The organism is Serratia sp. HNCC26DJ206 (genome assembly GCF_057180605.1).
Genome location: NZ_JBXUGP010000003.1, coordinates 77465 through 97796 on the forward strand (window position 1 = coordinate 77465; position 20332 = coordinate 97796).

Consider the following 20332-nt stretch of genomic DNA (forward strand, 5'->3'; position numbering starts at 1 on the left):
AAAACGCTCCCTTCAGTCGGACGTTATTTCAACGCCATCAGAGAAAACTCCACGTCCGCCAGTTGCTGCGGATCCAGTACCCGGCCGCTGGCCAGCCAGCGTTTACCCAGCTTGATGGTGCGCGCATCGTTAAACGCCACCATCTGTACCAGTTGCCGATCGGCATTCAGGGTGAAAAATACCTGCGATTGCGGTGTGCGGCGCACCACCTGATACACACCACCGGCCGGAACGCCGAGGATCTGGATATTGGCGTCGTATTGATCCGACCACAGCCAGGCAACGTCATCGTAAGGCGCGGCAAAAGCATCCAGCATCGCGCAGGCGGTGCTGATGGCCTGATTTTGGGCATAAGCCCAGGATTGCAGGCACAGGCCGAGCTTGGGGTGGCGCGCGACGTCGCCGGCAGCAAAAATCGCCGGATGGCTGGTGCGCCCCTGCCCATCCACCACAATGCCCGCCTCAACCCGCAACCCGGCGCTGTGCGCCAGTTCCAGGTTCAGCTCAACGCCAATCCCCACCACCACCAGATCAAACGGCTGTGCTTCACTGATATCGCTGCCGCTCCAAGGCGTGCCCTGACGATCTTCAAGCCGGATATCACCGCAGCCGCAGAGCACCGTGACGCCGTGCTGCTGATGCAATTCCAGCAACGCTTGCGAAACTTCGGCACCGACGCTGCGCATACACAACGCAGGCTGGCGCTCAAACACCGTGACTTCAGCACCCAGTTTGCGTGCCGATGCGGCGATCTCCAGGCCAATCCAACCGCCGCCGACAATCGCCAGCTTTTTGCACTGCTGTAACCCTTGGCGCAGCCGCGTTGCGTCGTCCCAGGAACGTAACGTCATTACCTGCGGGTGATTAGCCCAACTGGCATCCGGCAAGCGCGGCCGCCCGCCGGTGGCGATCAGCAGTTGATCAAACTGCAGTTGGCTACCATTGCTGAGCGTGACGATCTGCTGCTGGCTGTCTATCGCCTCGGCACGTAACGGGCGGTGCCAGTCGATATTCAGCCCGGCAACTACCTCGGCGCTGAACAGGCGGCTGAGCGGCGCATTACTATCCAGCAATGCCGCTTTAGACAGCGGCGGGCGTTCGTAAAAGTCATAGGCTTCATCACTCACCACCGTCAGCTTGCCGCCGTAACCGCGATCGCGCAGCGTCTTGGCAGCCCAACCTCCGGCCTGACCACCGCCGATAATGACAATGCCCGCCTGGATTGGTTGGCTCATGCGGCCCCCGTTTTCTTATGCTGGCGGCGCGTGTCGTGATCGATGCCGCCTTCTACCGCCCATTCGGTAAACGACACCAGCGAATGTTCCAACTCACGCGGCTGCCAGTTTTCCGTCAGGTAGTCGTCATTGGTGTAGTACTCAAACGCGCCGCCGGTCGGGCTGTTGACGTACCAAAAATAGGCTGAGGAGATCGGGTGGCGGCCGGGGCCGATAAAGGTGCTCCAGTTTTCTTTGTTCATCGCAATGCCACCGCCGATCACCTCGTGAATATCACGCACGGTAAAGGCCACATGGTTCAGGCCGCGCGGGCGGTTAGGCAACTTCAGCAGGAACAGGTTGTGATGCCCGCCGCGTACCTGAGTTCGCAGGAAAACCGCGCGATCGATATAGCGATCCGACACCTGAAAACCGAGTTGTTCGCAGTAAAAGCTTTCGGTGGCTTCCAGATCTTCGACGAAGAACACCACGTGCCCAATATTGATCGGCTCAGCCTTGGCATACACCGGGCTGGCTTGATCGATGCGGCGCACATCGCCCCACTGGTTGATCGGGGTAACTGGCAGTTCAACCTCACGCAGGGCTGTGACGCCAAAACGCAGCGTCATGCCGTTTGGATCGCGGCATTCCAGCTCTTCCCCAACCTGGCGGAAACCCGGCATCTTGGCCAGCCGTGGTTGTAACGCCGCCAGCGCTGCCGGGCTATCGACACCCCAGGTCATACGGCGCAGGGTGGAACCGGCTTCAAATGCGGCCGGTAAAACCTCGCTATTTTGTGGATGCAGCACCACGCTTGCACCGCTCAAGGTGGTGAACTCGCGGCTTGGTTCCCCCCAGTGTTGACATGTAGATTGCAAACCAAAGTCCTGCATAAATTTTTCGCACGTTGGCAGATCTTCAACGCCAAATTCCAGCTTTTCGATTCCGGTTATGCTCATTATTGTGCCTCACGTTTTCGCTGAATGCGTTTTTCAGGCATGATCAAACCCTAACCCATGATTGCTATGAGTCTTATCCCTGCCTGAGTCAAAAATTCAGTCTGGCTGGCGGAGATGCCTAGCCGACTTTCGCCTGCGGCGTTGCGCCTAAAAATCCGGAGATTTTCTCCGCCGCGTCTCGTACTTCCATGCGCAACCGTTCGCGATCCGCTTTGGGGATCTCGTCGGACGGCACCATGATGCTGACCACCGCTTCTACCCGCTGTTCGCGGTTAAAGATCGGATAGACGATCGAAGAAATACCGTGACGGAAGAAAGATTCGCCGATCACGTAGCCGCGCGCCTTATCCTGCTGCACCATCTGCCACAGCGCTTCGCGGTTGGCCGGAGTACCCAGTGCCGCATCCGGCAATGTTTCATCGGGGAACAGCCGTTCGAACTCTTCGCGGCTGGTGCTGGTCAGCAGCATGCGGCCAAGAGAAGTACGGTGTACCGGTAAACGGGTGCCGACGCTGACCTGATTGATCTGTGAACCGGCGGCGCTGACGCGGGCGATGTAGATCACATCGCACCCATCGCGGATCGCCAAGTGGCTGCTGCATTGGCTGCGATCGCGCAGTTGTTCGATCACCGGCTGGCCCGCCTGGGCGACATCCAGCGAAGCGATATATTCAAAACCTAGTCGCAACACCTTGATCCCCAGCCCGAAGGTGTTGGTACGCGGGTTGCGCTCCAAAAATCCCAGATGCTCCAGCGTTTGCACCACGCGGTAGGCTGTCGCCTTCGGCATATCGACCAGGCGATGTAATTCTGCAAAGGTCATTTCCTTGTGTTGCTCACTGAATGCCAGCAGCAGTTGTAAGCCGCGATCCAGACCTGGGATCAGATATTTACACTCTTGATCTTCTGCCATGTGGTGCTCCTTTAACCTATCGGTCGGGCAATCAGTTAAACACGAAACCGCCGTTGACCGGCAATAGCTGGCCCGTCACGAAGTTCGCCAGCGGCGACAGCAGATACAGCACGCTGCCGTTCACGTCGTCAGGGTGCTGCGCCCCTGCCAGCGCCCGTCCTTGTTCATACAGCTGGTGGCGTTCGGCAGGCACATATTCGGTGGCTTCAACCCGCGTCAGGCCCGGTGCAATGGCGTTGACGCAGATCCCCTGCGGCCCCAGTTCACGCGCCATGGAGCGGGTCATCGAAATGATCGCCCCTTTGCTCGCCACATAGGCCATCAGCCTTGGGGCCCCCCACAGAGCGGTATCCGAAGCAACATTGACGATCTTGGCGTGCGGCGTTTGTGCCAACAACGGCACCGCCGCCTGGCTCACCAACCAGGTACCCCGCACATTGACCTGCATTACTTTGTCCCACAGGTCGATGTCGTATTCCATCATGGTTTTGCCACCGACCCCGGTCGCCAGTGCCGCATTATTTACCAGCCCGTCGATCGCGCCACCTTTGGCAATAGCACTGAACGCCTCGGTGATCGACTGCGGCGACGCCAAATCGATCACCTGCGCTTCCACCTGCGCCCCCTGCTCACGCAGGCTGGCGGCGCTGTCCTGCAACTCTTGCGCCAGAATATCGCACATCACCACGCGGCCACCCGCCTGGGCGATCGCCGTCGCAAAGCTGCGCCCCAGGCCGCGCGCCGCGCCGGTCACTACCACGCGTTTGCCCGCCAGCAAGCCACTCACTGTGCTGCCTCCAACTCATTGAGGATCGCCAGCTGTTTCTGTGCTTCTTTCTGCATCATGCGGCGCAGACGAGAAAGACCAACGTCATGCTGATAGAGGTATTCCTGACCGCGCGCGTTCGGTGCCATGTTCTCCAGCACGATGCGATCCTGCTCCAGTACGTCCCAGTGCAGTTGCTCCAAACGGTTGCGGTACATAAAGCGCCACATATCGCGCTGCCAGTCTTTCACCTGACGAATACGCCAGAAGAACACGCGGCAATGATCTTTATCTTCTGGCACCACCATGCCGATGATCCAGAAGTGGCCGCCTGGTCCAAAGCGTTTTTTGTACGGGATCGACAGGCGCATCCAGTAGGCACCGCTGCTGCCAAATTCAACCCAGTCAAAGTTCACGCCGATCTGGCCGTTCTTTTTAAAGATAAAACCGCTGTCGGTAGGTTCCAATGCCATATCGGCCTTGCGATCCCCTTCCGCCATCGAGTGCGATGAGGAGTGCAAATAGGTGCCGTGCATCGGGTCCATCACGTTTTCTAATGCATATTGATAGTTACAGTCCCAACTGGCGGTACACAGGAAGTTGCTGTAGCTGGCTTCGTCCGCCAGTTCTTTCGGGAAGGTCAGTTCGGCAGGTTCTTCGTCGGCGGTAATGCCGAAGTACAGGAACACGGCACCGTAGGCTTCTTTGGCCGGGTACGAACGCAGGCACTTTTGCCCCACCAGCGGGCAGCGATCCACTGCCGGAACGTCTTTTACCTCACCATCACCGCCCACTTCAACGCCGTGATACCAGCAGGCAATGCGATCGCCCAGGTTCCAACCCATTGAAAGGCGCGCGCCACGGTGCGGGCAGCGGTCTTCCAGCGCATGGATGGCACCATCTTTATCACGCCACAATACGATCTGCTGCTCAAGACGGGTGATCCCCACCGGGTTGTTGCCCACTTCCCAACTGGCTAACACCGGATACCAGATGCCGCGTAATCCCTGATCAAGATAGTTCTGCAATGTCTGTGTGGAGGATGCTGTATTTGCGGTCATGGTCTTCTCCCTGTGCGGCTCAGAAACCGTTAACGTGAAGGAATTCGCGGAACGCGGCTTCATTCCAAGGCTGGCCGCTGCGATCAAACAGGCGGCGCTGATTCAACGCGCTGACGATCTGATCCAGCTCTTCCGCCCCCTGATCGAAGATCTCTTCCAACGCTGCCACCAACGCGGTTTCAAAACCGTCCGGAACTCGCGCACGGGTTTGCCAGATAACGTTCTGGTATTGACCTGGTTGATGGATCTGACCATTGCCGCCCTCACGCGCCGGAGCCACCTGCTGAGTGTCCGGCAGCCAAGGATTGATATCGGTAATGTGCTGCATGCTTATTCCTCCGCAATAAAGGTGATTTGGATTTGGTTGTCGATCACCCGGGTTGGATAGATTTGCAGGTCGCGGCCACCCGGTTCGCGCAGGCATTGGCCGGTGCGCACATCGAACAAGGCTTCGTGCAGCGGGCACTCCACCTTACCGTCGTCAACAAATCCCTGGCTGAGCAAGGCATAGGCGTGCGGGCAAACGTCTTCCAGCGCGTAATATTGACCGTCGATCAAATACACACCGACCTCTTTTCCTTCCACATTGGCGGAGAAAGGAAAATCCTCTTTCACCTGAGACACTTCACACACGTTCTTCCAGCTCATCGCTTCTTGTCTCCTATCTGATTGTTTCATATATGAAACTAAGTTTCTTATTTAATACATTCAATATAAGTCTGGTGAATTTCTCGTCAAGTCAGCAATGGGGGAAATGTTAATGAATAGTTGTTTAAAAGTTGCAAATGCGGAGTGGATCACGAAAGTAAGTGCTGAAATGAAAAGTGAGAAATATATATTCAATTCAGAGCAGATTGATAAACTCCATAAACTTCACATGCAGCCAAAGCGTTGCTGCACAGGAGACTTGGAAGTCCCATTTTGATCCAGTATCCAGAGGCTATCCGTATGATATTTAATGCAATAAACCTAGATACCTTCAAAGAGTATGCCGCAGAAAGCCAAGCTCTTCGTCGGCATATTCACCAACACCCTGAGTTAGGCTATGAGGAACAGCAAACCGCCGATCTGGTGGCAGAAAAACTGGCAGCCTGGGGGTATCAGGTCACGCGCGGGCTGGGTGTCACTGGCGTTGTCGGCACGTTGAAAAAGGGAGACAGCCAACGTGCGATCGGCATTCGGGCCGACATGGACGCGCTACCGATTGTCGAGAATACCGGTTTACCTTATTGCAGCGTGCACCACGGCATCATGCACGCCTGTGGACATGATGGCCATACCGCCATGTTACTCGGTGCAGCACATTATCTGGCCGATCATCCCTCCTTCAATGGCACGTTAAATGTCATTTTTCAGCCCGCAGAGGAAGGCTTGGCAGGCGCACAAAAGATGATGGATGATGGCTTATTTGAACAATTCCCCTGCGATGCCATCTTTGCCATGCATAACATGCCGGGATTCCCTGAAGGGCAGTTTGTGTTCGGCGAAGGGGCATTTATGGCATCCAGCGATAATGTCACCATCAGGATCCATGGCAAAGGCGGGCATGGTGCCATGCCCAAAGGCACCATCGATGCCGTGGTAGTCGGTTCCAGCATCGTTATGGCATTACAGACCATCGTTGCACGTAATTTGAGTGCGCAAGAATCAGGGGTGATTACGGTCGGTTCATTTCAAGGCGGCATTGCCAATAATGTGATCGCCGATTCGGCGGTATTAAAACTCAGCGTGCGCGCGCTGAACCCAGCAATAAGGGATCTGCTGGAAGAGCGGATTAAAACGCTGGTCAACGCTCAGGCCGCAGCCTTTGGCGCCACCGTCAGCATTGATTATGTTCGCTCCTATCCGGTATTAGTCAATAACCCTGAAATGACGCAGTTTGCCAAACAAGTGGCAGTGGATATGTTGGGCGAACAGCACGGCGATCAAGTTATCGATATCCCGGAGCCATTAATGGGCAGCGAAGATTTTGCCTTTATGCTGCAACAGCGGCCAGGCAGTTATTTATTATTGGGAAATGGTGCGGGCGAAAAGAGCTGTATGGTACACAACCCTGGATATGATTTTAATGATGCGATTATTACTCGTGGCATTGCTTATTGGAGTGCGTTAACCCAGGCGTTTCTAAAATAAAGGACAGACTATGGACAGTGCCAAGAAAAAGATTTCACCGGCAAAAGCAATTTTAGCCACCACATTAGGGAATGGACTGGAGTTTTTTGATCTGGTGCTGTACGCCTTTTTCGCCACTTACATCGCCAAAGCCTATTTCCCCGCGTCAGATCCGTTAGTCAGCCTGATGACCTCGTTCATGATCTTTGGCATGGGCTATCTCGCCAGGCCGATCGGCGCGCTGGTAATTGGCCACTATGCGGATAAAAAAGGGCGTAAGCCCGCCATGACGCTCACTTTCTTACTGATGGGCCTCAGTACCATGGTGATTGGTATCACCCCCTCTTATCAAAGTATTGGTATTGCTGCCCCGATCATTATTACGCTGGCCAGATTGGTACAAGGTTTTTCTGCTGGTGGTGAATTAGGCGCATCTACCACGTTATTAGTGGAGTATGCCAAACCCCACAATCGTGGCTTCTATGGTGGCTGGCAGGTGTCCAGCCAGGGTGCCGGTAACCTGTTTGCCGCCATGACGCTGGTGATCCTGGTCAACGTGATGCCCGCAGAGAGCGTTCAAGACTGGGGTTGGCGTATTCCCTTCCTGTTTGGGGTGATTATTGCGCCTATCGGTTTGTATATCCGTTCCAAATTGGAGGAAACCGCCACCCACACATTGCAGGCTACGGAAGAGAAAGCCGCTAAAATCCCGTTAATTGAAGTCATCACTACTTATTATAAAGAAACCTTATCCGGTATTTTATTAACCATTGGGGGAACCATCCCTCATATGATTATTATGTTTTATCTCCCCAACTATGCCATCAGTATTTTAAAGCTGGATACCGGCTATAGCATGCTGATCGGTGCCATCGGCGGATTAATCACGCTGATTGGTGGCCCGCTGGCGGGAATGTGGTCTGATAAGATCGGCAGACGCCCGCTGATTGCCGGTTCCAGGATCGTCCTTATCCTATTAATTTACCCAGCCTTTTATCTGTTAAGCAGTTACCCCAGCGTGCATCTTATGTTTGCCATTATGATCGTGCTGAGCACAATTAATATTATTGGTGCTTCGCCTTCTATTACCATTTTGCCTGAAATATACCCGCGCCATGTCAGAACCACCGGGCTATCTCTGGTTTACAGTGTCGCAGTGGGTATTTTCGGTGGTTTTTCACTCTCTATTGCTACCTATCTGATCAAAATCACCGGTAATGCGGCAGCACCGGCCTTTTATGTCATTGTCGGTTGCAGCCTATCGCTATTGGCCTTCACTTTTATTAAAGAAACCAGTAAAGAGCGGTTAAATTAATACAGCGCGGAATCGCAACGGGCAGCCCCTTCGCCCATTGCAATCCGCGCCTTAATTCAGATCAGCGCCCTTTCTTTTTGCGCCCAGGCTGGGCAAAACGCTTGCGCGCAGCCGTGTTACTGCTTGGTTTCTCGGCGCTTTTCGGCCCACTGCCCGCCGGTTTTTTTACCGCTGGTGCAGGTTTGGCTTTCTTCGCCGGTTTAGCCTCTGAGGAAGAGCCTTCAATCAATTTAAACAGATCGACCAACTCATCGTCGGTTAAATCACGCCATTCCCCCAACGGGAGCCCGGCCAGGCCAACGTTCATGATGCGCGTGCGTTCCAGCTTGGTGACCTCATAGCCAAAATGCTCACACATGCGGCGGATCTGACGGTTAAGCCCCTGCACCAGTACGATACGAAACACAAACGGCGCTTCTTTCTTCACCTTGCACTTTTTGGTCACCGTTCCCAGCATAGGTACACCGGCACCCAAACCACGAATAAAGTCATCGGTCACCGGTTTGTTGACCGTGACCAGATACTCTTTCTCATGGTCGTTGCCCGCCCGCAGGATCTTGTTCACCAGATCGCCGTGGTTGGTGAGGAAGATCAGCCCTTGAGAGTCTTTATCCAACCGCCCGATGGGGAAAATGCGGGTGCTGTGGTTGACGAAATCGACAATATTGTCTTTCTCGCCGTCTTCGGTGGTGCTGACGATGCCAACCGGTTTGTTGAGCGCAATAAAGATCAGGTTGTCTTCGTTACGCGGCTCAATCAGTTGACCATTAACCTTGACGACGTCGCCAGCAAACACCCGATCGCCCAGCCCGACCCGCTTGCCATTGATAAAAACATTGCCTTGCTCGATGTAACGATCGGCCTCGCGGCGCGAACAGATACCGCTCTCGCTGATATATTTATTCAGGCGTGTAGATGGTTTAGTCAGCACGGTTCCTCCATATTATTTTCACGGCAAACAGCTGCCGGCTCCATGGTGCCGGGCATTACCCCTGCTTTTTAGCCGCTTGCAGATACAGCATTTCCAGGCCCAGCGTGGCGGCGGCCAGTGCGGTAATCTCCGACTGATCGTAGGCAGGTGCCACTTCTACCACGTCCATCCCGACAATGTTCAATGATTGCATGCCGCGCACCAGCTTCAACGCACGATCGGAAGTCAGGCCGCCGATCACCGGGGTGCCGGTGCCTGGCGCAAAGGCCGGATCCAGGCAGTCGATATCGAAGGTCAGGTACACCGGCATATCACCGACGATCTGTTTGATCTGAGTCAGCAGATCGTCCACGCCGCGATCGTTAACCTGCGCCGCATCCAGTACGGTAAAACCGTTGTCGCGATCGAACTCGGTACGAATACCAATCTGCACCGAACGATGCGGGTCGATCAGGCCTTCGTTCGGTGCATGGAAGAACATGGTGCCATGGTCAAACTTGCTGCCGTTAGCATAGGTGTCGGTGTGAGCATCAAAATGTACCAGCGCCATTTTGCCAAAGTGCTTGGCATGTGCGCGCAGCAGCGGCAGCGTGACGAAGTGGTCACCGCCGAAAGAGAGCATGCGCTTACCGGCTTGCAGCAGTTTTTCTGCGTGCGCCTGCAATTTGTCGCTCATATCCTGCGCATCGCCAAAATTGAACACGATGTCACCACAATCGACGACGTTCAGGTGATCGCGCAGCTCAAAACCCCACGGCCAACGTGCACCTTCCCAGGCCAGATTGGTTGATACCTGGCGGATTGCCGCCGGGCCATGACGGCCACCGGCGCGACCAGAGGTGGCCATATCGAATGGAATACCGGTGATGACCCACTCTGCATCGCTGCTGTAAGGCATAAAGTTCAGCGGAAAGCGTAGGAAACCAAAGGCGTTGGACACTAAAGAATTATCGGGCTGATGGCCTAAGGTGCTCATAGTAAATCCTCATATTTCAACGGTTCGCCCGCAATCAATCGCTCAGGCGGTAGCAAAAAAAAATCCCTCCCGCGTCGTTAGCCCGACGAGAAAGGGATTGATTCAATGTCTGTATCAGTACTGCCGATAGGAGCGGATTATCGCCGCATTTCGCTTGCGCTTCAAGACACTCGTCGCCACCAAGTATAGAAGAAACGCCCCCAGATTCAGTTAACCAGCACCGGATCCTGGCGATATTGTTGTGGGAAAAGTTGCTGGAGCTGTTTTACCTTCGGCAGATCGTTGATCACGATATAGGGGTAATCAGGATTGTCGTTTAAAAAATTCTGGTGGTAAGCCTCGGCAGGGTAAAAATGTCCATTGTTTTCAATGCGGGTTGCCAAAGGCTTGGTAAAGCTATGGCTGGCATCCAACTGCGCAATATAGGCTTCGGCCACCTGCCGTTGTGACTCGGTCAGGGGGAAAATAGCGGAGCGATATTGCGTGCCGCTGTCCGGCCCTTGGCGGTTAAGCTCGGTCGGGTTGTGAGCCACCGAAAAATAGATTTGCAGCAGTTGGCCATAAGAAACCTGCGTAGGATCGAAGGTGACCTGCACCGATTCCGCATGCCCGGTATTGCCCCCGCTAACGGTATCGTAATTGGCGGTTTGTGCCGTGCCACCGGCATAGCCCGACACCGCGTTGGTCACGCCTTTAACATGCTGAAAGACGCCCTGCACACCCCAGAAACAGCCACCGGCAAAGATCGCGGTTTCACTGTGTGACGTGGCCGGTGCTTCATCCTTGAGCGGTGCGGGAACTGCCACTGCGGTTTCAGGGCCGTCAAACGCCCCCGCCAGACTCTGAAAACCCAGCATCATCGCCAGCAGCAACGCTCCCCAGACTCCGTAAGAACGCAGCAATAAAACCAATCTGTTTCCACTTTTCATCTTATTCCTCACTTATCTGGCTATGCCGATTGCGGCGTGAACACCATCGCTAAACCGTTCATGCAGTAGCGCAACCCGGTTGGCGGCGGCCCATCGTCGAACACATGCCCCAAATGGCCACCGCAGCGCCGGCAGTGGACTTCGTCACGGATCATGCCGAATGAGCCGTCCTGACGCGTGGCCACGGCATGGTCAAGCGGCTGATAGAAACTCGGCCAACCGGTGTGGCTGTCAAATTTGGTCTGGGAAGAGAAAAGTGGCAGATTGCAGCCTGCACAGGAGAATATCCCGTTGCGGTGTTCGTCATTGAGCGGGCTGCTGTAAGGCGGCTCTGTGCCCTCCTCACGCAACACTTCGTACTGCGCCGGGCTCAACCGCTGCTGCCATTGCTCATCGCTGTAGCTGATTTCAAACTGTTCTTTGCTGGCGGCCCGTGACAAAAACGTGGGCAACAACCCCACTGCGAAAGCGGCAGATAGCGCACCACCACCCAAAATAAAGTGCCGTCTGTTGATCATCGTCGTTACCTCAGTGAATAACCGATGATGACAATTTACGCGGAAAACCTAGACCAAATCCTCACGGAGAGTTAACTAATTTGTGATAACTCGGGATGATTGAAAATGATAAATCAGAGGGAGGCGTGAGAGGATAAACCGGCTGAGCGCAGAGACAACGCCCAGCCGTTGATGACTATTTATTCGTCTTCAAGGTACGTATAACCATACAAACCGGCTTCAAACTCTTCCACAAACTGCGCCTGCAACTCGCTGTCCAGATCGGTTTCCTTCACCTGATCGCGGAAACGGGCCAGCAGCACCTTCGGATCGAGTTGTACGTATTCCAACATATCGGCGACGCTATCGCCTTCGTCAGACAGTTCGGTTTCCACGCTGCCATCAGGGAATACGTAAACATCCACTGATGCCGTATCACCAAACAGATTATGCATATTGCCGAGGATCTCCTGATAAGCTCCCACCATAAAGAAGCCTAGCGCAGGTGGGTTTTCGGGATCATACGGCGGCATTGGCATGGTGGTTGCCACGCCGTCGCCATCGACATAGTGATCGATGGTGCCGTCAGAATCACAGGTGATATCCAGCAGCACGGCGCGGCCTTCTGGTGGCTTATCCAACCCTTCCAGCGGCAATACCGGGAACAATTGATCGATACCCCAGGCATCCGGCATGGATTGGAACAACGAGAAGTTAACGTAGAACTTATCCGCCATCCGCTCCTGTAATTCATCAATGATCGGGCGGTGCGCACGGTTGCTAGGATCAAGCTGCTGCTGGATCTTGTTACAGATGTTCAGATACAACTGTTCGGCCCAGGCGCGTTGGGTCAGATCCAGCATGCCGTGAGCGTACTGGGTATGGACGTCGTGCAGATCCATCTGGCTATCGTGCAACCATTCGCGCAGTGAGCGGCGGTTTTCCGGTTCGTTCAACTCCTGCCAGGTTTCCCACATGCTTTCCAGCGCACGCGGCGCATCGTCCGCCGGTGGAACCGGATCGCAAAATTCATTGCGCTCAACGCCAATCACGTTGGAAACCAGCACCGTGTGGTGAGCGGTCACGGCGCGGCCAGATTCGGTGATCACCGTCGGGTGCGGCAGGCCGTGTTCATTACAGGCATCACCGATCCCCCAGATCACGTTGTTGGCATATTCGTTCAGGCCATAGTTCACCGAACAATCGGACTGTGAACGGGTGCCCTCGTAATCAACACCCAGACCACCGCCGACGTCGAAGCATTGAATGTTGACGCCCAGTTTGTGCAGTTCCACATAGAAACGCGCAGATTCACGCACACCGGTGGCGATATCACGAATGTTGGCTAACTGCGAACCCAGGTGGAAGTGCAGCAGTTGCAGACTTTCGAGGCGGTCCGCTGCGCGCAGGGTTTCCACCAGTTTCAACACCTGAACCGCCGCCAGACCGAACTTGGATTTCTCTCCGCCGCTCGACTGCCACTTGCCCGACCCCTGTGAGGCCAAGCGCGCACGCACGCCCAGGCGCGGGATCACATTCAAACGCTCGGCTTCCTCCAGCACCAGCTGGATTTCCGACATCTTCTCGATCACCAGGTAGACTTTGTGCCCCAGTTTTTCACCGATCAGCGCCAGACGGATATATTCACGGTCTTTATAGCCGTTACAGACGATCACCGAACGGGTCATACCGGCATGGGCCAGCACGGCCATCAGTTCAGCCTTGGACCCCGCCTCCAACCCCAGCGGCTCGCCGGAATTGACCAGGGATTCAATTACCCGGCGGTGCTGATTAACCTTGATCGGGTAAACCAGGAAGTAGCCACCTTCATAACCAAAAGATTCACGCGCGCGCTTGAACGCGGCGTTAATTGAACGCAAGCGGTGCTGTAAAATCTGCGGGAAACAGAACAGGGCTGGCAGACGCTGGCCGTCTTTGCGCCGTTCTTTCACCAGTTCAGCGAGATCGACACGCGCATGCGGGACGTCTGGATCCGGGCACACGCTGATGTGGCCCAATTCGTTGACGTCATAATAATTGTTGCCCCAGTAGGCGACGTTATAAGTACGCAGCATCTTGCTGGCATTAAGATCATTCATGGCAACCTCCTGCATGGAGCGCAAAGATAAATTTTCATCCGCTACTGACGGATGGTGAATCAACAGATCATCAGACATTACTCGCCTCATATCGCGCACTGGCGATACAGTCAGCCACTATCGCAGCTAAAATCCGTGAGAACAACCCAGTAAATCGCTACTCTGGCAGTGAATTAATCTGCCGTTCGTAATTCACGATCGGTTGATACCCAATAGATTTATTGTAAGACACCCTATTCAAACCTCGTGAATCGGGTCAAAAAAGATCCCACAGGAAAGGTTCTTCAGATGACCGTTAGCCGGCCCGAGAGTCCTGAGTAGCGCCCATATGGGTATAACATCGGGTAGATGGTGTGGAGACAAGACGGGAAATAACAGAAGAATATGCGCCAGAACGGCACTGCTGTTGAGAGCCAACAACCGGTAGACAACGGATCATTAATCCAACCACCTCCACGCACGTCGCTCGCAATGAACGACTAAGCCTCTAATGTAGTGTAAGAACGTTAACGTTCAGTGAAGCGGCGGCACCGTTATCGGTGCCTACGGCAGGTAATGATGCGGCGATCCGGGATTTAACCAAAACCGCGCTGTGCACCAAATGAACCGCGCGCAGTTTATACCGAACCCCTGGGTAAAATGCAAAATGAAAATTTGCCAGAAACTGTTTCAAGCGATGAAAATGGCGCCTGAGGCCGAATGTAAAAGAACGCTATGGCAAAAAATTGCTGGCAATCCGGCCGAATGCTGGCCTAAAATAGACGTCCAGATGTTAATCCATCTATACTGTTTGACTGATAAACTGCTTAACGGCTTTGCCTGAGGGGCGTTGCAGGATACATCTCGCCATCAGCGGAAGACCCTTCGCTTTGATGCCCGGATCTCCAGCGCTGTGCAGTAATTTCTAACCCGTCTTATGCAAGGTAAAGAACACAATGGCTAAACACCTCTTCACGTCCGAATCTGTCTCCGAAGGGCATCCGGATAAAATTGCCGACCAGATCTCTGATGCGGTTCTTGACGCCATCCTGGAACAAGATCCGAAAGCACGCGTAGCCTGTGAAACCTACGTGAAAACCGGCATGGTTTTGGTTGGCGGTGAGATCACTACCAGCGCCTGGGTTGATATTGAAGAGATCACCCGCAAAACCGTGCGCGAAATTGGCTATGTCCATTCCGATATGGGTTTTGATGCCAACTCTTGCGCCGTGCTGAGCGCCATCGGTAAACAATCGCCGGATATCAATCAGGGCGTTGACCGTTCCGATCCGCTGGAACAGGGTGCCGGCGATCAGGGCCTGATGTTTGGCTATGCCACCAACGAAACCGACGTGCTGATGCCTGCACCCATCACTTATGCACACCGCTTGGTTCAGCGCCAAGCCGAAGTGCGTAAAAATGGCACGCTGTCTTGGCTGCGCCCAGATGCCAAAAGCCAGGTCACCTTCCAATACGATGATGGCAAAATCGTGGGTATCGACGCGGTGGTTCTTTCCACCCAGCATTCCGACGATATCGCACTGAAAGATCTGCAAGAAGCGGTGATGGAAGAGATCATCAAACCGGTTCTGCCAGCAGAATGGCTCAGCGCCAGCACCAAATATCACATCAACCCAACCGGCCGTTTTGTGATTGGTGGCCCAATGGGCGACTGTGGGCTGACCGGGCGTAAAATCATCGTGGATACCTACGGTGGTATGGCACGTCATGGTGGCGGCGCATTTTCCGGTAAAGATCCTTCCAAAGTTGACCGCTCAGCCGCCTATGCTGCACGTTATGTCGCCAAAAACATCGTTGCTGCTGGCTTGGCCGATCGCTGTGAGATCCAGGTTTCCTACGCTATCGGCGTGGCAGAACCGACTTCCATCATGGTGGAAACCTTTGGGACCGAGAAAGTCTCTACCGAGCGGTTGACCCTGCTGGTGCGTGAGTTCTTTGACCTGCGCCCATACGGCCTGATCCAGATGATGGACCTGTTGCAGCCGATCTACCGCGAAACCGCGGCTTACGGCCACTTTGGCCGCGAGCACTTCCCGTGGGAAGCAACAGACAAAGCCGCTCAGTTGCGCGAAGCGGCTGGCCTGAAGTAAGTTTGTATTGCGGAAGTAACAACGGCGAGCCAGTGGCTCGCCGTTGTTGTTTTAGTGATTAGGTGCACATCGGTCAATGCGCTGCCAGTTCACGAAAGAAAGCAGGGTTAGCCTGAATGGTTGCCAGCACTTTCGCCGCCAGGCCGGTTGGGTTGCGCCGCTTAGCCTCCCAGCTTTTGATCGTATCAACGCTGGTTCCCAACGCCTTTGCCATTTCAGCCTGTGAAACATTAAGCTGTTCTCTGATAGCCCTGACATCCGCTATCTCATAACGGGTAACATTAGCTGGCGCTTTGATACCGTTCTTGATGTCTACAGCTTCTTCCAGAGATGTTTTCAGGTCATCAAAAAAACTCATCTCACACCTCATCTTTCAGTAATTTTGTTAGTTTCTTCAACTCAGTTTTTTCCGCATCGGTCAGGCTGTCTTTGGTGCTCTTCGGGTAGGCCATAACGAGATAGATAACCTCCTCGGTTGCGAGGAAGTAGATGACTCTGGCGCTGCCACTCTTTCCCTGAGAACCTGTCGCCATCCTGATTTTTCGCAGTCCACCCGTTTTCTGAATCAACTCGCCTTTATCAGGGGATGCAATAAGCGCTTTCTGAAGATCTTTGAGCTCATCGTCAGTGGCGATCTGCTTTATCTGTCGGGTAAACATAGGGGTCTCGATAAACTCTATCGCATGACTCACTGAACATTCGCCTTATGCAGGTACATAGTACACCAAAAGAGTACTATGTACACCATGAAAAATGGATGGATGCTCACATGACCGATTTCACTGAGTGTCATGATTATCCACGTTAGCAAAGGGGCTCTCCTATCACGGAGTCAGAGCTTTTTGGGTTCAATGTAGGTTGACGTTATCGACTCGGGGCTTTTCTCTTTGTACCTTTCGCTCAGGCTCCAGATACAAAGATCCAGAGCACCCGCGCGCAGTATATTCATCTCTCCGGCCTGACTAATGACCGTTTTATCGGTAAATGCCAACGTTGCGCAGCGCCGCGCAAAAACAAGAAAAAAGCCCGCAACAAAAAGTCACGGGCTTGATAGCATAAATCAGCTTAACTACTGGCCAAACATATCCTTAATCCAGCCCGCAACGCCATTGGCATCTTTCTGCTCGCCTGATGGTTGTTGTTGCTGCTGTTCAGCCACCTGACTAGCCTGGCATAACCGCTGAGGATCTTCAGTCCAGACCGGAATGGTGCGCGAACTGCCGCCGCCACAGATAAAGTTACCGGCAGAATCGATCCCCATCTGGCTGATCCCTTCCGGCTGTTGCAGCATCAGCGGCAACGGCGTCTGGTTTTCCAGATAACGGCGATACAGGGTCAAGGCACCGTTAGCGCCAGTCAGCTTGGCCGGGCCGTTGTTGTCGCGCCCGACCCAGGCAATCGCCACTTCTTTGCCATCGATACCGGCAAACCAGCTGTCACGCAGATCGTTGGTGGTACCGGTTTTTGCGGCCAGATTGTAGTTCGGGAATTTCACCGACAGCGAACGGGAAGTCCCGCGCGCCACACCCTGCTGCATCGCATACAGCGTCAGATACGCTGCCTGAGCGGGCACCATGCGTTCAGCCTGCGGGAAGCTCTGATACAGCACCGAGCCGTCTTCCGCGATCACCGAGCGCACCGCTGACAGCGGCGCACGGTTGCCACCGCTGGCGATGGTCTGATATTCCTGCGCCACTTCCATCGGCGTCAGGCCGATCGCACCCAATAGCATAGAAGGCACCGGAGTAATCGCCGTTTTAGGTATGCCCAAGTGCTGCAAGGTGGTGCTGATTTGCCCCAACCCGACCGACATACCCAGATTCACCGTGGGTATGTTGAGTGAGTTCGCCAACGCATCCACCAGCATCACCCGGCCACGGAACTGGCGATCGTAGTTGTTCGGCTGCCACAGGCTGCCGTTCGGCAGTTTGATCGACAACGGCTGATCCGCCAGCCAGGTATTGAGGCGATATTTATCCGGCTCTGACAACGCCGCCAGATAGGTTGGCGGCTTAGCCAGCGACCCCACCAGACGGCGGGCCTGAAGCGCCCGGTTAAAACCGGCAAACTGCGGGTCAGCCCCGCCCACCATGGCACGAACTTCACCGGTAAAGCGATCGACGATCACCATCGCCGCTTCCAAGTCGTCAAGGTGACGCGCGGCACGCAGCGCGGGAATCCCGTCCTCCACGGCCTTTTCAGCCGCATCTTGTGAAACCGGGTCCTGCGTGGTGAAAATCTTCACGCCGGAAAGATCGTTAACCTTGTCGCCCAGCTTATTCTGCAGTTCCTGACGCACCAGTTGCATAAACGCTGGCTGCGGTGAAATCACCCCACCCTTCGGCTGCACGCCCAACGGGCGCGCACTCAACATGTTATACAGCTCAGCGTCGATCATTCCCTGGTTTTGCAACAGCTTGAGCACCACATTGCGACGTTCCAGAGCCAACTGCGGGTTGCGCCACGGGTTATACAGCGACGCCCCTTTCACCATGCCCACCAGCAGCGCCTGCTGATCCAGGCTCAGTTCATCCACCGGGCGGCCGAAGTAATACAGGCTGGCCAATGGGAAACCACGGATCTGATCGCTACCGCTCTGGCCGAGATACACCTCGTTCAGGTACAGCTCAAGAATGCGGTCTTTGCTGTAACGGTAATCCATCAGCAACGCCATATAGGCTTCATTGAGCTTACGCGCCAATGAACGTTCGTTGGTCAGGAACAGGTTCTTCACCAACTGCTGGGTCAAGGTGCTCCCCCCCTGCACCGCACGCCCGGCGGTCAGGTTGGCCAGCACCGCACGACCAATAGAATAAGGGCTGACGCCATCATGTTCGTAGAAACGGCGATCTTCGGTCGCCAGCAGCGTATCCACCAGCAGATCGGGGAAACCCGCACGCGGAACGAACAGCCGTTGTTCGCCATTCGGCGACTGCAACATGGTGATCAGGCGAGGATCGAGGCGGAAAAAGCCAAAGCTGCGCTGGTTTTCCATGTTAACGATTTTTGCCAAACCGTTATTCTGGAAATCAAGCCGTGCGTGGATCTGGCCTTCTTTACCATCCGGGAAATCAAACGGACGGCGCAGCATCTCAATACTATTGCCCTGCACGGTGAATTCGCCCGGGCGCGTCATCCGGCTCACCTGGCGATATTGCATCCCTTCCAGCAGGCTGATCATCTCCTGTTTGCTGTAGGGCATGCCGGGTTCCAGGTTGACCATGCGGCCATATACCGCCGCCGGTAACTGCCAGACCTTGCCATCGATACGGCTGCGGATCTGGGAATCCAGATAAATACCGTAGATCGCCAACAGCACCGCAACCACCAGGAACAGTTTGATCAGCAGGCCAAGCCAGCGGCGCTTTTTGCGTGGAGGACGCGCTTTTACCTTACGTGGCATGCGTTCCTCTTCGTCATCATATTCATCATCGTCATACTCATCCTGATACTCGTCGTCTTCGTAATCATCATAATCGTCATCGCGACGACGGCGCGCCGGTTTGCGCGGCACGTTACGTTTTGGTTGTTTCCCTTTGCGCCCGATAGGCTCACGGTCATCCCCAGCCATTGCTGTCGCTCTCCACGCTTACGGCCCTGGTAGCCGATATTGGTCGCTTAATCTGTTCTTACGCCTCTAGGCTGAACAGAAGAAACATCTGAATTGTTTTACCGGTGCTTTTTAGTGCGCCTGGCGGGCATCGTGTTGGCCAGCTCAGCCAACCAACCCTGTCAGGCATTATTTAATTAAAATCAATGCAATATGTCATTTATTCGATACACACATTGATACGCTTCCCACCTCGCACAAGAGTGACAGAATAGCACTAAACCCTGGCCTCCTTAACAGGGATTTTACTACCGACCCACGCGGCTAAAGTCACAATCACATTGTGAATCAATAAAATGCATTTTATACCGCCTACCGTCGCAAAGCAGGTGAATACCCACCCTAGAGGGTGTTACCCATCATTCTCATTTCTACAAACATAATCAGCTAGCCATTAGGCTGGTTAGGAATAATCCCAAAATCAGGCAAGATGGAAATATTAGCGATGAAAATAGATATGACTCAAGGAATTTTATATTTAACTCTGGCAAGGTAAAAATGAAAATTAATAACGCTAGTTTAATAGTTCCAGAAAATGCTTTGGTAGTCATAAATCCTTACAAGGTATTTGACATAGATAAATAGAAGGATTTTAATAATGTAACATTAACAGCATGGATTAATTTACCAGTATGACTTTAACCCAGAAAAACCCGAGCCAAGAGATGATTTCATAATGCTATCATTCATGATTTTTAATTATTAAAAACAATAAAAACCCGTAATACATCAGCTTTTTTATGCATAATTTACATTTTTTAAAAGCAGAGTATCTGCAAACAAATCGTTTGACGTGAGTTTTTAAAATCAGGCCATGATGTTGATTTGTAATTGTTTTTATCTAGTGCTGAATTTGTCAT

The 20332-nt window shown here is 53.8% G+C and carries 19 protein-coding genes; 3 read left to right on the forward strand and 16 right to left on the reverse strand.

Annotated elements, in window-relative coordinates; translation table 11 throughout:
* Positions 1 to 23: 23 nt before the first annotated feature.
* The 7 genes from AC2A1E_RS03000 to AC2A1E_RS03030 form a co-directional block, all read right to left on the reverse strand.
* Positions 24 to 1235: an NAD(P)/FAD-dependent oxidoreductase gene (locus tag AC2A1E_RS03000; RefSeq protein WP_484382493.1), complete on the reverse strand. Its 1212-nt coding sequence runs from the start codon at positions 1233 to 1235 to the stop codon at positions 24 to 26.
* Entirely contained in the window at positions 1232 to 2173 is a 942-nt protein-coding gene (locus tag AC2A1E_RS03005) for a VOC family protein (protein WP_484382494.1), read from the reverse strand. Before AC2A1E_RS03005 ends, AC2A1E_RS03000 begins: the two co-directional genes overlap by 4 nt.
* Before the next feature lie 118 nt (positions 2174 to 2291).
* Positions 2292 to 3086: an IclR family transcriptional regulator gene (locus AC2A1E_RS03010; RefSeq protein ID WP_484382495.1), complete on the reverse strand. Its 795-nt coding sequence runs from the start codon at positions 3084 to 3086 to the stop codon at positions 2292 to 2294.
* 31 nt (positions 3087 to 3117) lie between these two features.
* Entirely contained in the window at positions 3118 to 3873 is a 756-nt protein-coding gene (locus AC2A1E_RS03015; protein WP_484382496.1) for an SDR family oxidoreductase, read from the reverse strand.
* Positions 3870 to 4913, reverse strand: a complete 1044-nt coding sequence (locus AC2A1E_RS03020; RefSeq protein ID WP_473190109.1) for a Rieske 2Fe-2S domain-containing protein — start codon at positions 4911 to 4913, stop codon at positions 3870 to 3872. The genes AC2A1E_RS03015 and AC2A1E_RS03020 overlap by 4 nt, the downstream gene beginning before the upstream one ends.
* Before the next feature lie 19 nt (positions 4914 to 4932).
* A complete protein-coding gene (locus tag AC2A1E_RS03025; protein WP_484382497.1) occupies positions 4933 to 5241 on the reverse strand; it encodes a recombinase-like helix-turn-helix domain-containing protein in 309 nt (102 codons plus the stop codon).
* Positions 5242 to 5243: 2 nt separating this feature from the next.
* On the reverse strand, positions 5244 to 5561 hold the full coding sequence (locus AC2A1E_RS03030; RefSeq protein WP_459399839.1) for a non-heme iron oxygenase ferredoxin subunit: 318 nt from the start codon (positions 5559 to 5561) through the stop codon (positions 5244 to 5246).
* A 300-nt stretch (positions 5562 to 5861) separates the two neighbouring features.
* Between AC2A1E_RS03030 and AC2A1E_RS03035 the strand changes: the two genes are divergently transcribed.
* Positions 5862 to 7046 carry a M20 aminoacylase family protein gene (locus AC2A1E_RS03035; RefSeq protein ID WP_484382498.1) on the forward strand — a complete coding sequence of 395 codons (1185 nt, stop codon included), beginning with the start codon at positions 5862 to 5864 and terminating at the stop codon, positions 7044 to 7046.
* 10 nt (positions 7047 to 7056) lie between these two features.
* Positions 7057 to 8340, forward strand: a complete 1284-nt coding sequence (locus AC2A1E_RS03040) for an MFS transporter (protein ID WP_484382499.1) — start codon at positions 7057 to 7059, stop codon at positions 8338 to 8340.
* A gap of 61 nt (positions 8341 to 8401) precedes the next feature.
* Here AC2A1E_RS03040 and rluF read toward each other — a convergent pair whose 3' ends face one another.
* The 6 genes from rluF to AC2A1E_RS03070 form a co-directional block, all read right to left on the reverse strand.
* Positions 8402 to 9271: a 23S rRNA pseudouridine(2604) synthase RluF gene (gene rluF / locus AC2A1E_RS03045; RefSeq protein WP_484382500.1), complete on the reverse strand. Its 870-nt coding sequence runs from the start codon at positions 9269 to 9271 to the stop codon at positions 8402 to 8404.
* A 55-nt stretch (positions 9272 to 9326) separates the two neighbouring features.
* On the reverse strand, positions 9327 to 10247 hold the full coding sequence (gene speB, locus AC2A1E_RS03050) for an agmatinase (RefSeq protein WP_484382501.1): 921 nt from the start codon (positions 10245 to 10247) through the stop codon (positions 9327 to 9329).
* A gap of 206 nt (positions 10248 to 10453) precedes the next feature.
* Positions 10454 to 11176 carry a peptide-methionine (S)-S-oxide reductase MsrA gene (gene msrA, locus AC2A1E_RS03055; protein ID WP_484382502.1) on the reverse strand — a complete coding sequence of 241 codons (723 nt, stop codon included), beginning with the start codon at positions 11174 to 11176 and terminating at the stop codon, positions 10454 to 10456.
* 20 nt (positions 11177 to 11196) lie between these two features.
* Positions 11197 to 11694 carry a peptide-methionine (R)-S-oxide reductase MsrB gene (gene msrB, locus AC2A1E_RS03060; protein ID WP_484382503.1) on the reverse strand — a complete coding sequence of 166 codons (498 nt, stop codon included), beginning with the start codon at positions 11692 to 11694 and terminating at the stop codon, positions 11197 to 11199.
* Positions 11695 to 11873: 179 nt separating this feature from the next.
* Positions 11874 to 13862, reverse strand: coding sequence for a biosynthetic arginine decarboxylase (gene speA, locus AC2A1E_RS03065; protein WP_484382504.1), 1989 nt, complete (start codon positions 13860 to 13862; stop codon positions 11874 to 11876).
* Positions 13863 to 14067: 205 nt separating this feature from the next.
* Positions 14068 to 14211 carry a hypothetical protein gene (locus AC2A1E_RS03070; RefSeq protein WP_422066799.1) on the reverse strand — a complete coding sequence of 48 codons (144 nt, stop codon included), beginning with the start codon at positions 14209 to 14211 and terminating at the stop codon, positions 14068 to 14070.
* A gap of 496 nt (positions 14212 to 14707) precedes the next feature.
* Between AC2A1E_RS03070 and metK the strand changes: the two genes are divergently transcribed.
* Positions 14708 to 15862: a methionine adenosyltransferase gene (gene metK / locus AC2A1E_RS03075; protein ID WP_484382505.1), complete on the forward strand. Its 1155-nt coding sequence runs from the start codon at positions 14708 to 14710 to the stop codon at positions 15860 to 15862.
* 73 nt (positions 15863 to 15935) lie between these two features.
* On the opposite strand, the gene nadS is transcribed toward metK, so the two are convergent.
* The 3 genes from nadS to mrcB all read right to left on the reverse strand — a co-directional run bounded on the left by nadS (position 15936) and on the right by mrcB (position 19433).
* Positions 15936 to 16220 carry a NadS family protein gene (gene nadS, locus AC2A1E_RS03080; protein WP_473190100.1) on the reverse strand — a complete coding sequence of 95 codons (285 nt, stop codon included), beginning with the start codon at positions 16218 to 16220 and terminating at the stop codon, positions 15936 to 15938.
* A gap of 1 nt (position 16221) precedes the next feature.
* Positions 16222 to 16554, reverse strand: coding sequence for a type II toxin-antitoxin system RelE/ParE family toxin (locus AC2A1E_RS03085; protein WP_484382506.1), 333 nt, complete (start codon positions 16552 to 16554; stop codon positions 16222 to 16224).
* 377 nt (positions 16555 to 16931) lie between these two features.
* Entirely contained in the window at positions 16932 to 19433 is a 2502-nt protein-coding gene (gene mrcB, locus AC2A1E_RS03090) for a bifunctional glycosyl transferase/transpeptidase (protein WP_484382507.1), read from the reverse strand.
* Between the last annotated feature and the right edge of the window lie 899 nt (positions 19434 to 20332).